Here is a 14,724-nt window from a genome sequence, read left to right on the forward strand (position 1 = left end):
TAATTAATATCCAGTCACATCCACAATCATATATTGTGAATCCGAGCTATTTCTTGTTGCATTAGCGCCACCACTTATATAGTTCAACGATTGATACATATCAACATGCCGGGAGATTTTATCAGCTGAAACTTTTATCCCATCATAGTACCACGTTAAATCCAACTCACCCCCATTCACACGTGAAGTGTAACAATAGCTAATTTTATTAGTCACTACCGCAAGTTTTTTATTCATGTCAGTATCGATAACCACATCAGCAGGAAGTCTACCAAATTCATCATGTTGGTATGTTGGGTAATTCTGTATAGAGTGAACTCTCAAATACTTTTTATCACTGTCGAACGTAACATAACCGTCCTTATTTCTAATAATAAGAAGGCCTGTTCCGGTTTTTGTGAGTTCCCCCGCATCAAATATGAAGTAGTTGCCAGAAAAATTGGGATTATCCCCCGATGCATCCACGAAAATTACGATATATGTATATATATTGTTTATTTTTTTTACTGAAAGTAATGATGCATGATGAGTAGAGCAAGATACAGCCAGAACGGGTGGCAGGTCTGATTTTGCAGAATATGTAATTAATGCTATCCATCCAACCTCAACATCCCATTGAGCAGAGAGCGTCCCTTTTTGAGCTAAGTATAAGTTGAAAACCTCAGAGTCAATCAACGTTACTCCATCATCGTTTGTTACTCTAATGAACGCCATAACTAATATATCCCGTACACACAAAAGCAACGTACATCTCTGACCGTACTTACGGTAATATTATTACCGTCAATTACTGCTGCCGGTGGCGTGCTCCACACACCAATATCGAATTGTATTTGTTCCGCAGATGCTGACACCCATAATCGCCCACCATAGACGTTAGGGATCGTAACTGTTTTAGATGAGCTTGGCTCTACAGTAAAATAGCCGAGTGTCTTTGTTATACTATTAGATAAATCGAGAATAACTGTTCCACTCTCATCTCTAATAATAAAATTAGCCATTATAAGCCTATCTCTATTCTATTTATGTTGTTTTCGTCCCTTAGAATAATTTCGTTATTAGTAATATTAAGGCCAACATTATCTGTATTAGACTTAATACTGATCTGCCCTGCTGCCGAAATACTAACCAATTGCCCAAATGTCGCATTCCCCAGTTCATCAACCGTAAATCCGCCACTTTCTATCTTAGCGGTTTTGATATACGGAGAAACAATTTCAATCCCGACTTTGACGCTATCTGCCATAATAGTTTGCGCCGCCAGAATTTTAATCACTGCTTCTTTTGCTACAAGTTCATCGAGCACCACTTTTCCATCAACCACTGCAAATGGAATGGCGTATGTACCATCATCGTTCGGGTTGTTGGGGTCGAATATGAAAACTTGACCAGCGGCGATTGCTACCTGGCTGATGGTGTTTCCGTTGCTGTCCGTTGACGCCACGATCCCGATCCCGGCAGTGATATCCCCTGCTTGCGCCCTGGTGCTCCACATTGCCTTAACACCGTCAAGATCTGCTATCGCCTGCGTGTTAGTCTGTACCGCCGATGCATTCTCTTCTATTTTCCCGCTCATTTCTTCAATCAATGGCGAATTATTTAACTGTTCATTGATTACATCAATAATTGATGTTGGGTCAGCATGGGTTTCAGCATAGGTCCCAGACGAATCGTTATAGGGACCGGGTTTACCCAGAGAATTAACGTGGCGGATCCAGTAATACCCCTTCCATTCCGGATCGACCGGATCGCCATATACTCCCGCCGCTGTCGATGCAATAAGTACGGCGTTCGCCAGATTATCTTCCGGGCTACGATAAATTTCTGTCAGCGATCGCCCCGAATACTGCGGCATATCCCATTCCAGCAGGACGTGGGCAAAACCGCCCGTTGCCTTAAAATTGGTTGGCTTTGTTGGGGTCTGCACCTTGCCGTTTGATGATTCGCCGCTGCCACCGGTGCTCGGCGTCAACTTCAGTTTGCCACCCAGCGTCCGCAGGTTTGCCAGTCCCAGACTTGCCAAGTCGGCATAGGTTACCGCCCTGCTGCTGCCGTCGCCGCGCTGGCCGGTCAACGTCTCGATATTGTCCGCGACCGCATCCACGCCGCGCCCAGATCGCCACTTGCTGCTCATGCTGGCATCTCCTGCATTGATGTGGCCAGCGTGATGCGATCTATCTGGGCACTGCCGTATACCCCAATTTGCCAACGCTTGCCACGCAGCGGCGGGAGTTTTAATAGCGACTCACGAATACTTCCAGGTGGCAGGTGAAGAACTGATTTACCATCAGCATGTAGAATGACGCCAATCTGCGACAGCGCCCCGCTCATTATTCGAAGACAAGAAAATGCGGTATTCGATGGAGCAAGATAGATCTTCGACCGCCAACGGCAATTAACCGGCAACGCGCCATCGCCCAGCGTATAAAGTTGCTTTCCTTTGACGATATACAGCGTATCCCCTGACTCATCGTTGTAGGCAGCGTCGAACGTGGTGGTAATGCGCCGGATATCCATGCTGACCGGATCGAAAATAAACCCAGCGACACCTGTATCAATGTCATAAAGTGCCAGATATTCATTTTCTACCCGCCATGCACGGATAGTTGACGGATTAAAATCCCTGCGCCATTGCTTTGCTTCAATGATATTCGCTGTGGCAATTTCAGCGGCACCTGCGGCACTGACGGATACCAATCCATTGGGTGAGGCATACAGCGCAAACCCATCCATCGTGACCATGCTTTGCCGGGACACACAGGACAAAGCTATAATCGGGTGATTGGAAGTGATATTGGATGGTGTGATACCAGAAAAAATGTATGGAATACCTTTTGTTCCGACAACCAGTGTAGTACCGACAGGGGTGATAGCGACGATCTCATCCTGCGTCGTCTGCTTGTTCGAGTCCTTCCATGCGTACGGTAGGTAAGCCTCACTGAACATCACCTGGTTACCCATAAACCCGGCAGCAATACCATTGCTCATCATACACAGGCCAATCATGCCATCGGGAGGCATGAAATAATCGTAGGTTTCCAGCGACGCGCTCAGTTCAGCATTGGTCAGATCGTCAACAAATGAGGCAACGGCAATCTCCAGTTCTGCCACCAGCAGATAATCGGCAGATTCGGTACTGGTTGCCGAGCGATAAATGCGTCGATGGGTGATATTGTTATTCTGCGCTCCGGGCGGTTGTAACGTCAGCGTGACGGTGCTGTTGGGGTAAACAATGGTTATCTCCGCCGATGCGGGGCCGGGAGGACCTTCTTCACCATACGCCGTAACATAGGTTTCGGTGTAATAGCGGGTTTCATCGTCCGTCGCGTCGTCCTCGTCTGCATCCTCCGGCGGCGTGATATCACCGATAACAATTGGATTGGCCGGTGCAGGAATGCCGAGACGGTAGTATGCCGCCGGGTAATTGCCATTGCCTGCCGTCGCAATTTGAGCGCCTGTAACCTTCGGAAATTCACCGTCTGTGTAATACACGCGCCCATAGTCATCGTTGGCGACCGGGCTGCGAATGGCGTCAACAATCTTATTCCAGGCAAACCAGAAATTGTCCCGATAGTGGAAAATGGTTTGCGGCGCGATAGGGAATGCCTTTTCCCGATCTTTATCGTCTTGCATCGGAGTGATAACGCCGTGCCGGAAATGGCAGCCCTGCGCCAATGTTGCATTGGATTCAGGCAATATGTGCCCAACGACACGCGGCATCTCGCCACGCATCGTGGTGATATCAATTGTCGCCATGAGTATCCTGAGACGGTATAAAAAAGGAATAAAAAAAGCCCCGCTGTTTAAGGCGAGACTTGGTATCTTTCTGGAATTTAGCGCGTATTATTGATGGGCGCAATATCAACGGTTAAATGAAATGAACACTATCGATTATCACGGAACGACGATCTGCGTACTCGACGAGAACGACATGCTAATGGAATGTCCTGCAGGTTCTTACGCAGTGATAGAAGACTTTGGGTTTTATGTCGTTGTGCGTGTCGGAGATAAAGAGGCACCAGCAATTCATACAGACCTTGTGCCGACGCTTGAAGATGCACTCGACATTATCGCCGAGCAACATGCGTTTTTTGCGTAATTGATCGGTTATAGCGATCAATTCACTGGCAGTGCATCATCAGTTGCAGACGTTTCCAATTCTGGCATCTGAACACGCACATCGATCCAGCGGCTGGCGGGAATATCGATTGGCTGGCCGTTCTCAACACCATCAATGTTATTTCGTGCAAATTCTGGTGCATCAGGGTGAGTACGATGATATGTACTGATGATTATTGAGCCGTCCGCTTCGATTGATGTGTCGGCCCAGATAAGCGGCTGTTTGTTAATATCGAGAGGTATCTCAATCCCGCCGTCAATTCCTCCCCACGCCGGATCAGAATTAAATCCCAAGCATCCGGAAATACGATATTCACCAATTCCTATTTTCTCTGCTGTTACACCAGCCGCTTCATCATTCGTTTCAATAGAACCGTCACTGAATAATTTAATGATTGGTGATGCTGTTTTCCAAAACCCGTTGGTGTCTGCCACAATCCCCGACCCATTAATTTTGGGGCTGCCGGTAAGATTAGGGCTTGTCAACGACTTGTTTGTCAATGTCTCTGTACGCGTCAATGTTGCCACGCTCGTCGTTGTGTCGAGGGGTATAGCCAGCGTGATCTGACCTGTACTATCACCGCGATCAGACCGGCAATATATGCGCATTTGCGTGGCATTATCAACGTAGACGCCCTTCCAACGCCCGACAGTCCCCGCAGCTATATTTGTCGCTGTAAGTTCAACGCCGGGGTAACTCGCTACTTCTACACGCACGTTCGATGTAAACGTTTTATCGCCAGCAATGGTCTGAGCGACACCCGATGTGACAATCGGAGAACTATTTGCTAATACACTACCCGCCAATAGATTTAAAGTGCCCCCGTTGTTAGCACCTGAGCCGCCTGTACATTGAATCCGCGCATCACGGTCAACAACTGTTGTGCCAGAGTTAAAGTCAATATGTGGCGAACTAGCAACGCCGTCAACACGCCCAATTTTTAGCTTTTGTGAACCGGTAGTGCCTAAAAGCTGGAATGATTCTGCACTAAAAGTCTTGGCACCAGTGATCGTTTGAGAACCATCCAGCATTACTGCTGTGCCTGATGTGGCAACAGCTATACCGTTAAGCGTAAACGACCCCGCTACAACGTTAAGCGTGCCTGTTCCCACGGTAGATGTAGTGCCTCCGCTAGCGATAAGCCGCGCCCCATACACCGCGACACCAGTACTATAAAAATCAACGTACGGAGTGCCTGTCGTTCCATCTGTGCGGCCTATAGCTACACCGCTTTGACCGTCAGTCCGTGCCACCGTGACATTCTGAGTAAACACTTTTTGCCCGGCTATGGTCTGCGCGGTATCAACAGTCACAGCTCCCAAAAGAGTATTCTGCGCGTTCGCTGCGGCAGCCTCTGCGGCGGTTTTAGCAGCCATTGCGGTATTGGCGTCAGCGGTTGCAGATGCGCTGGCATTCTGTGCCGCAGTGACGGCGGCGCCGAGGTTCTGGGCGTACTGTGCGGCGGTGTTTTTTGCCTCAGTTGCCGTGGCTGCCGATGTTTGTGCGCTATTATCAAGGTTCTGCATTGTTGCCAGTTTAGCGGCAACCTCGGTCTGAATATCCCGAAAATAAACAATGATGGACGGCGTTACTGCTTGTTCTAATACCTGTTGTTCCAATAATTCATTGATCGTGGCTGGTTCGGTATTTTCATTGACAGAAACTGAACCATACAGGGTGTTATGTCCACCGCTTTGAATAGAAATGGAGTATTCGCAAATTTCCAACGGGATCGAGTAACTACCATCCTGATTGGTAGTCGCTGATACAGAAAACCCGTTTAATACAGACGGTCCATTCGTTAGCGCACTGAAGGTAATTTCTGCGTTGGCTACGGGCTGGCCTGCCGGGTTAATTAATATACCAGAGATTAAAACACTCACGCCTGCGTACTCCCGTTGTATTGCGCCTGTTTTTTCTGTCCGGCAGCGGTATCAGTTTGGGTTTTAACGCCAAGCAGGTCGACAAAGGTTTGATAATGCTGAGAGGCAAACGCCGCGTTATTTCCGTTCTCACTGTCTTTACTGAAAGCACGAAATATAATCCACTCCAGTACAGGATTTACATACAGATCATCAATCGGAAATTCCCGAACATTAATCGGGCCAAGATCGGAAATACTGGCCGGAGCAGGCAAACGGGCCACGTTAACTTCAAGCTGAACCCCAGCAAGCGCACCAGGGAAGACAAAGAATGTTTGCGGTGTTTGCTCGTCATAACAGTAACGCTCAATTGGCCCGGTCATTGAATGCCAGTCTGGATACTGGTAATCCAGCGCATCACGCGGAAATGGCTGAATTGCGCGCCCACCAATTACCCGCGTTATTTCCAGTAAACGGATAGCCCCATCAGGGATTTGCTGCCGCGTTCCGGGAGCACAATCAAATATTTCAATAGACGATCCGGCATCTGGTCGCATGATAATGACAGCGTTAATGGCGTCATTAAAATAGTCCAGCAGTTCGGATTTGGGCCAGCGCAGCCATAGAGAATCCATCAGCAGGGTGTTGGCCCGGCCAATAATGTCATTGATCGTTGTCATCAGTAGAATTCGTGTCGGCGTACCGGGTTGTGGAACCCGGTTATTGGGGAATTATTAAGGGCATCACGATAGGCACGGCGGTAGCCATCAGTGAATAACGCTCGGAAATAGGCCGCTCGCTGCGGATCACTCCACGGCCTGCCGGGCATCAGGTATAAATCATCCAGCGCGCCTGCGGCAATCACATCAATGTAATCATCGGCCAGTGCGTCGGGGACTTCACTGGCGTTGCGCCGGGGTTCAACAGCAAAGAGGATTTCCACCCGTCCGAATGCACGGTTAAACGAGATATGGTTGGCGGATATCACGGCAAAGTCGATACCAGCCAGCAGTTCGCGTCCTGACGCATCGGCATTGTTCAGGCGCTCGCTGTAATCTTTCACCTGGAGGCGCTTGACGCATTTCACCTGATTATTTTCCGTCAGCGCATGCGTGGCGCCAGCGGCCACATTTTCAAGCGTCAACGTGTCACGACAAAACAGCGATTCACGGCAGAACGTGATAGCAGCCTCAAGCGCAGATTGCCGCATCATCAAATCTAACGGGCCGCTGATATGCTTGCGGATCACAGGCAGAAACACGTCAAGCGCAGCCATTATTCCACCCCGGATTTCGCTTTAATGGCTTCACGGACACGCACGCGGAACGCATCGACTTTTTCTTGCGCGCCTTGCTTTACCTCCAAATCTTCCGACTCAACCAGCGTTGCCAGTTGCACCGATGTCAGCTTCGCCAGATCAATATCATCATTACCAATCTTCACCACAAAGCTGCTCGCCGCCGCCAGCGCCTGCAATCGCGCCAGTTCGTCGGCTTCGGCTCTCGCTTTAGCTTCTTCGCTATCCGCTTTCTGTTCCAGTACGGATTCAACTTCGCTTGCCCGGACAAAGACGGTCGGGAAATCCAGTAACTGATGCGCGATAGCACTTTCAACATCAACGGGCTGAAGACGAGGAAATACCAGCCGGGAGCCGGTTAACGTATCCCGCTTTTTGTCCTTCGGCCCGATGTAAACAACGGAAATTGTTTCTGCCATTTTTCAGGTTCCTTAACAAAGAAAACCCGCCGCAGCGGGTGAGGTTGCTGACAAAGTAGCCTGTAAGCCTGAGATACACGGGCCTACCGTACCGAGGGGCGCTCCGGCGGCTTACGCCGCTACGACCCCTCAGCACGCTTTCCCTAATAAGGAACTTTGTCAATGGTCTGACCCGCCGCAGCGGGTGTATATGGAGATGAGGCTGATTAGTAGCCGACGGCGACATACTTCACGTTAACCACCAACCGCCCGGTTGCCGCACCGCCAGCAATGACAGCGGTAATTTTCTCGCCAGCGGTGACGGTACTGTATGGCGAAACCGGTACACTCCTGGCTACGGCTGCCGCATGACTGGCGGCGGCAACCAGCGTCTGATCGCCGCTTTTAATCGTCACGGTGACGTCGGCCCCCAGCGCTTCGCTGACCACATCAACAGAATAAATACGCATACCGATCGGCATTTCCAGCAATTCAACCACATCGCCGATTGCCGCCGCTGATAACGTAACGCTGCTCTCCGCAATGGACAGATTGCCCTGCGGCCCTTGATACACCGCATCCCGAATGGATGGCGCTTGAATAATTGCCATAGAATTTTCTCCGAATAAAACAGAAAGCAGGCCGAAGCCTGCCGTTAAGGGATGGGATTAGCGACCAGTGGTGATCGCCGAGTCAACAACGATAATGCCGTGGTCATTCAGGCGGCCATCTTTCTGTTTGAACTGGATCTTCTTCAGACCGTTCACCCAGCGAATCGACACTTCCGTACCGTTGCCGTGATCGACCTTCTCTTCGTGATAACCGAAGTGGCCGCCGCCTTCACCGGAACCATAAGCATTCGCCAGCGCCTGGCCGCCCAGCAGCAATGCGCGGTCAATGGTCGTACCGGCTTCTTTCTGGGATACCGTGGCCGCCAAATCATTATTAGACACGTCTACCACGGAGCCCGCATTAAAGCGGATCGGCATTCCGGTGTATTTACGCACCAGGATATTTCGCCACATCGCGCATTCGCCCTTAAACAACGGATGATCAAAGCCTTTAGAGCGTTGAATAGCGCGGGACAGCATCGCCTGCCAGTCCTTGCCAGAGGTAGAGGTGTACCAGTCATTCCACTGGCGCGGCGTCACGTTCAGGACGAAGTAAGGATCCTCGTTCGCCATTTCGTCTTTCGACATTTTGACCGGCTGAAGCGGATGCGCCATTTCATCAATGAACAATGACAGGTTATCCACTACCGACAGCGAGAACAGATCGGCTGCGTCCAGACCTTCAAACGTGGTCGCGTCACCGGCATAGAAGTGGCGGTCGTAGGTGGGCGGCAGTACATCATTAATCATGATTTTGCCGAACTCATGGTGACTGGCCAGCGGCAGGATGGTGTCATCAGCAATGAAGTCACCGCGGGCGCCAGCCAGATGAACAGTACCGCACTGATCTTGGAGGTCATTGAAGTACGTCCCCAGCAGAGTACGTGCGGTTTTGTTCAGGTTATGCTTGAAGCGCTGCTCTGACATTTTGCCGCCAGCATCCACCAGGTGACGGCCCTGATTGATCTTTAACGAGAAATCGGCGAATGCCAGATTTTCACCTCGGCCTGCCAGCTTCTCATCGCCCATCGTCGGACGCTTGGACAGCTTATGGACGATCTGCATATCCACTTCATCGCCTTTGTTCTTTTGCAGATCGGTGATGCGCACTACCGGCGCGGTGTAACTGGTTTGTTTAACGCCTTTTTTATCCGGCGTAACAGCTTTCGGCGCTTCCTGCTGTTCCGTCATGATGTTGACGAAAGAGCGATTGCGATTGGCTGCAGTAAACAGCGCAACCTGCATCAACTTATTCGCCTGGGCAGTGGTAATTGTCGTCATATTGACTCCCTAAAAATGAAAAACCCGCACGCGGCGGGTTATGAGTTAACAGTTTTCAATCAGATGACTTGTTCTAACAACGCCTCAATCTGTGCGTCTGTCATACCCGCAAACATGGCCTGTAACTGTTCAGGATCGGCATTCGCCGCCTGTTCGAGTGGTGACGCGGCGCTGCTGCTGGTTGTTGAACCGACATCTGACGGCGAGGCGGGTAATTGCGCAGCCGCTGTTGCCAGTGCGGCGGCGGCTTTTTTCTGAATCTCTTCGGCTGTCGGCTGTTTGGCATCCTGCGGAGGTGCACTCTCCACAGCTTCACCGTATGCAGCGCGAGTACGTTTAGCGACTTCGCCAAATCGTTCAGCGAGTGGTTTGCCTTTCCATACGGGGTCATTTTTGAGTGTTTCATCAATGTGAACGGCTAGCGTAAAGCGATCCGGATCGCCGGTCTGCCAGGCTTTCAAATCCGGCGTTGCGTCGAGAGCGGACATAACAGGGTCAGCACCGGAGGACTGCTGCGCCGCTGGCGCTGCCGGTTGCTGTTCCTGCAGGTACTCCACTTTCTGCACCAGCGCATCCAACACGCCAGCAAGTTCAGGAAATGAATCACGCACACCATCTATCTGCTCCGGCGTAATCTGGGTTTTTTCGGGTAACTGTGCAGGCTGTAATCCGGCTGCGTTGATTTGGCGCGTGAGCACGTCAAGCTGACGCTTCGTTTCCGCCAGTTCAGCGGCGGTGCGCTGACTGGATTGTGCCAGACGTTGCTTATCGGCGCGTTCCGCTTCCAGCACGCCATACGGAATGACATGTTTACCATCGCGGCTCAGAATGCCTTTAGGCAAACTATCCCCTTCCGGCCCGGCTGTTTCAGCCCCGGTCTGTTGAGTACCAACCTGTTGTTCAGCAGTTACGTCCGGCGTCGACGTATTGGTATCGCCCTTGTTTTCCTGCTGCGTTAATGGGTTGGTTTTCGCTGCCAGATCGCCAGCGTTTACAGTCGTATCTGCGGCGGACGTATCAGAAACCTCCACGTCACCGATGCTATCCAGCAATGCTTCCAGTTCTTCCGGGGTTTCGTTACCTGTTAAATTCTCAATATCGATGCTCACGTTATGACTCCTGCACGTCTATTTGTCGGATAGATCCGAAAGGGTTGAGGCGTATCGCTGCCCATGCGAATAAGCGCGCTGTTGCCAAAGCGCTTATCGGCACAAACAAAAACGCCCTCCGAAGAGGGCGAGGACGGACCAACAACAAGGGATAATCAGGCATAAAAAAACCGGAGCAGCTTTTAAGGCATACTCCGGTATCTTTCTGGAATTTAGCGCGTATTTATTTTTAGTGCAATACCTACACTGCAATCGCGTCTACCTGAGCCTGAATGCTCTGCATCATCTGTGATTTCAATGCCTCCACCTCCATATTCATGTTCTCCATATCCTGCAAAATTCGTCCGGTTTCCGCCTGCGTCTTTGCATCACCAAAGCGCTGGCTGTTGGTTAACGCCTGTTCGCGTTGCGCCGCTGCCGCTATACGTTGTGCCTCGGCTTCCAGCTTCGCCACCTTCCCTGCAATCTCGCGCATTGCCAGTTCTTGCTGTTGCATCTGCAATTGTTGCTGTTGCTGGGCGGCCTGTTGCTCTTCCGGCGTCATTTCATCTGGCGCTTTCGGCGTGCCCAATGCGCTGCGGATCCGTTCGATAAACTCGGCTTTCTTCGGTACATCCAGCAGTTCTACCCACATATCCAACACGGTAGCCTGTACCTGCGGCGGCAGGCCGGTGATAACCTGAGACATACGTTCAGCCAATTGTGATTTATAAGCTGGCGTTTGCTGAATCGGCGCCAGCGCAATATGCGCCCGTAGCCGGGAAACATCGTTATTCATGCCGCCATCGGATTCTTCATTGATGGTGACGGACTTGCGGCGGCGCGGATCGTCGCGATTAATTACCACGGCATAATTGCGGCGGCGTTTGAGGTCGTCCAGCAGATAGGAAAGCAGCAGTTGCCCAACCTGCTGGCAGGCAAACTGATAGTTATCGTTGATTTCCGCCAGCGTGGTCGCGCCCTGCTCAACCAGATTGCTGATTGCTACGCCGGAAGATGCATTTGACTCCTGCCCCAGAAAAGCGGAGTACACGCCCATGCCGTCCTGGATCAACTTCATGCTTTCCTGCATGACCTGAAACTGTTGCTGGGCCACCTGAAAATCCTGCTCAATTTTCAGCGCATCAGAGGCAGTAGTTTTGTTGGCTCGTTTGGGATTGAGATTGATCACCCCGTCCGGGCGCTCCGCTTCCTCGACCAACTGCTTGTCTGTCATATTGGTCGCGTCTTCATCTTTGATAATCCGCTTGGCCTGCAACAACCAGGTTAATTTAATCCGGCGGAAATTCACTTCATCCTGAGCGGGGATAGCACGGCAGGCGAGCCCATAGGGTGCGCCCGTTTTATCTTTGCGATACCCCCAGAACGGCACCAGCGGGAACATGCCCTGTGGCGCTTCACACGGACGGTCGGCAATAAAATGCGGCCCGACATACCACGCTTCACGAATACGGCTTACTCGCGCCATCGACACGGATACTCTGCCCGTCGCCAGCGCCACTGCGTGCATCACATTATTTTTATCGAACTGGATAATCCGTCCATTCGATAGCTCCATTACCGGCAAACGTTGATAGGTGCGGTAATAAACCACCTGCAACAGAACTCTCTTGCGATTCGATGATATCCATTCGCTATCCTGACGGCTCCATGAGTGATACTCCTCATAGCCGCTGATCAGGTTGGATTCCTGCCCTTCAGCCAGATCGGACTCAACAAACCCTTTCCACTCATGCACCGAGTAATCAATCACATCCGCTTTATGCGGGAACGTACCTTTTACCTCATCAACATCCATCCAGCGCTTGCGCATCAGCCAACGGCAATCGCTTAGATCCGCCTCACGGCTGAACCAGTCCCAGAACACTTCGTTACGATGAACCGTGCTGACCTTATAACGGTTGCCGAACGGATCGCTGTTCCGGCGCACCTCAACCCATGACAGTCCGGCTTTAATCTGATCGGCGTAGGCATCACTGCGAGCCTTGTTCAGCCCTGACAATCGGCAGGCATCAGAGAACTCGGCATTCACCGCCTCGGCCAGTTGTTCCATTTCTTCATTAGGATCGTCAGCAATGACCATCAAATCGGTACGGGTCTTGGCCTCCATCCCCAGCACGCCGTCAATGGTCGGCGCAATCAGGTTATGCATGGTCAGCGGCTGCCCACGCTCACGCAGCTTCGCCACCAACTCCGGCGCCAGTTGATCACCATCGTAATAAGCACAGGCGGTATTGGCTGTGGTGCGCCAGTCTGGTTGAGCGTCAATATCCGATGAAATATCCAGTAGTTGACGCTGTGTGAAGCGATCGCGATTATCCTGCTGCTGTGGCCGGGCCTCAGCTTCAATAATGGCTGTATTCATCAATGTGACATCCAGTGAGAGGGTTTAGATCGGTCGATAGGTTTGGGTTTCGGACGCGCCGGCATACGGGCGCGCATTTCCTGTGCGATGGCGTAGCTCATGACCTGATCGTCAAAACAGCCGGTTTGCGCATTCATCCGGCCTTTCGGGTCATAAACATAGGTGTTCAGTTCATTGATGGTGCCGATCCAGCGAATGCCAGACACGTTTTCACGTAACAGGGTTTTCAATCCCTCAACCACAATCGGCTTACTCTGCTTCGTGGTGAGCCAGCCGAGTTTAGGCGTCTCATCATCGTTATCGCGATCAAGGTATTGCTCGGCGTAAATAGCGCGCACCGGATAAATATCACGCAGCTTCTGCAATACTGCATGACCATGATTGTTACGTTCCGGGCCAATGAAGGCGGTGTTATACCAGGTGCCGATATGCGCCAGCAGTTGAGCGAACAACTCCGCATCCAGATGACCGAACCAGTGCGCCATCTGTTCGCCGTTAGATTTTTTCACCACGTCAAATGATGATCGGTCGCCGTTTTCCAGCCCCTCTGCAATGTCCGCGCCAATGGCGTAATCTTCATCAGGATCCGGCAGTTCCCAAACCAGCAGATGATTTTGTAACGTGCGCTGAAGCTCTTCTTTGTCGCCCCCGCGCAACGCCTGAACTTTTAAGCGCTGGCCTGTAACCGGTTCCACATCATAAACAATCGCCGGAGGCTTACACTTCCCTTCGGCTTTCATTACGTTAATCGCCGGGAACACGCGGCGGCCAGAGGTCAGAAAGGCTTCCTGCGGCGTGGAAGGAAATTCCTGTTTCATTTCCTCGCCCTGCTCAACCTCTTTGCGGATATACCATTGCTTTTGCTCATCACTCAGCGTGACGTGCATGGTTTCTTCTACCGCCGCGAAGTACTCCTGATGGTATTTGCTCAGGCGCAGGCCACCTGCCGGAACAGGCGCAACATATTTCGGATCGTCAAACCACGGATAGAAATGAAACTTATAATCCTGCATCGTCAACTCAATGCCGGACTGCGCCAATTCTAAAGCGCGGGTGCTCATGGTATGAAAATCGCCGCCAACGCCTTCCGCTGTGGACTCATCGAACACAATACAACCATCATGTACCGCGTTCAGCGTACCGGTACGCACCTCTTTGGCCTTCGCAGGATACTTGGCGCAGATTTTACCGTGCTCGGAAATATGCAGCCGTTGAACCGTGCCGGAGCGGAAGGACGTCGCCACCTGAATACTGGAACCATGCGAAAACAGGATGTAACCGCCGTTGGCACCGCTGCGCCGCTCATTGATCTTGAATGTCGAACGCAACCAACCCGGCAGATTGTCAAAAGGTATCGATATCTTGGTACGGAAAATTTCACCGGCGGCAACTTTGTCCTGCGCGATGATCCCGCATTTCAAGTTCTTGTTGAACAGCGCCTGGTCAAGCAGATAGATATCAATCGCGGTGGAAAATCCCAACTGGCGCGCCTTGAGAATGATGTTTCGGTAATGCATGTTCTGGAACAGCCGACGCTGCGCCGGACGCATCCTAAACGTGACCAGTTGGCCTTTCTCGTTCTCAATCTTATACAGATTGTTGAGCCGCCACCACGGATTGCTCAGTTTGGACAAAACAAAAAGGCGCTGCTGCGCCTCGGTCATACTGTCCAGTTCGTCTT

At 51.2% G+C, this 14,724-nt stretch carries 13 protein-coding genes; 1 reads left to right on the forward strand and 12 read right to left on the reverse strand.

What is annotated here, in order from left to right:
- Positions 1-3 precede the first annotated feature (3 nt).
- The 3 genes from BIY29_RS05600 to BIY29_RS05610 form a co-directional block, all read right to left on the reverse strand.
- Positions 4-714: a hypothetical protein gene (locus BIY29_RS05600; protein WP_121574164.1), complete on the reverse strand. Its 711-nt coding sequence runs from the start codon at positions 712-714 to the stop codon at positions 4-6.
- 286 nt (positions 715-1,000) lie between these two features.
- Positions 1,001-2,104: a phage tail tip fiber protein gene (locus BIY29_RS05605; protein WP_338067779.1), complete on the reverse strand. Its 1,104-nt coding sequence runs from the start codon at positions 2,102-2,104 to the stop codon at positions 1,001-1,003.
- Between the two features lie 26 nt (positions 2,105-2,130).
- Positions 2,131-3,756, reverse strand: coding sequence for a hypothetical protein (locus tag BIY29_RS05610; RefSeq protein WP_121574166.1), 1,626 nt, complete (start codon positions 3,754-3,756; stop codon positions 2,131-2,133).
- A gap of 121 nt (positions 3,757-3,877) precedes the next feature.
- On the opposite strand from BIY29_RS05610, the gene BIY29_RS05615 reads away from it, so the two are divergent.
- The gene (locus BIY29_RS05615; RefSeq protein ID WP_121574167.1) at positions 3,878-4,099 is read left to right on the forward strand and encodes a hypothetical protein; all 222 of its coding nucleotides are present in this window, start codon (positions 3,878-3,880) and stop codon (positions 4,097-4,099) included.
- 17 nt (positions 4,100-4,116) lie between these two features.
- Here the strand turns inward: BIY29_RS05615 and BIY29_RS05620 are convergent, their stop codons facing one another.
- From BIY29_RS05620 to BIY29_RS05660, 9 genes are all read right to left on the reverse strand, one after another.
- Positions 4,117-6,003 (reverse strand): phage tail fiber protein, encoded by a 1,887-nt coding sequence (locus BIY29_RS05620; protein ID WP_121574168.1) that lies wholly within the window; start codon positions 6,001-6,003, stop codon positions 4,117-4,119.
- Entirely contained in the window at positions 6,000-6,662 is a 663-nt protein-coding gene (locus BIY29_RS05625) for a phage adaptor protein (protein ID WP_121574169.1), read from the reverse strand. The genes BIY29_RS05620 and BIY29_RS05625 overlap by 4 nt, the downstream gene beginning before the upstream one ends.
- On the reverse strand, positions 6,662-7,258 hold the full coding sequence (locus BIY29_RS05630; RefSeq protein WP_121574170.1) for a hypothetical protein: 597 nt from the start codon (positions 7,256-7,258) through the stop codon (positions 6,662-6,664). Before BIY29_RS05630 ends, BIY29_RS05625 begins: the two co-directional genes overlap by 1 nt.
- A complete protein-coding gene (locus BIY29_RS05635; protein ID WP_121574171.1) occupies positions 7,258-7,698 on the reverse strand; it encodes a hypothetical protein in 441 nt (146 codons plus the stop codon). The genes BIY29_RS05630 and BIY29_RS05635 overlap by 1 nt, the downstream gene beginning before the upstream one ends.
- A gap of 206 nt (positions 7,699-7,904) precedes the next feature.
- On the reverse strand, positions 7,905-8,288 hold the full coding sequence (locus BIY29_RS05640; protein ID WP_121574172.1) for a hypothetical protein: 384 nt from the start codon (positions 8,286-8,288) through the stop codon (positions 7,905-7,907).
- 57 nt (positions 8,289-8,345) lie between these two features.
- The gene (locus tag BIY29_RS05645) at positions 8,346-9,569 is read right to left on the reverse strand and encodes a N4-gp56 family major capsid protein (protein WP_121574173.1); all 1,224 of its coding nucleotides are present in this window, start codon (positions 9,567-9,569) and stop codon (positions 8,346-8,348) included.
- Positions 9,570-9,628: 59 nt separating this feature from the next.
- Entirely contained in the window at positions 9,629-10,678 is a 1,050-nt protein-coding gene (locus BIY29_RS05650; RefSeq protein ID WP_121574174.1) for a hypothetical protein, read from the reverse strand.
- 241 nt (positions 10,679-10,919) lie between these two features.
- Positions 10,920-13,043 (reverse strand): portal protein, encoded by a 2,124-nt coding sequence (locus BIY29_RS05655; protein ID WP_121574175.1) that lies wholly within the window; start codon positions 13,041-13,043, stop codon positions 10,920-10,922.
- The gene (locus tag BIY29_RS05660; RefSeq protein ID WP_170158888.1) at positions 13,043-14,707 is read right to left on the reverse strand and encodes a terminase large subunit; all 1,665 of its coding nucleotides are present in this window, start codon (positions 14,705-14,707) and stop codon (positions 13,043-13,045) included. The genes BIY29_RS05655 and BIY29_RS05660 overlap by 1 nt, the downstream gene beginning before the upstream one ends.
- Between the last annotated feature and the right edge of the window lie 17 nt (positions 14,708-14,724).

The organism is Brenneria alni, from assembly GCF_003666245.1.
Classification (GTDB): Bacteria; Pseudomonadota; Gammaproteobacteria; order Enterobacterales; family Enterobacteriaceae; genus Brenneria; species Brenneria alni.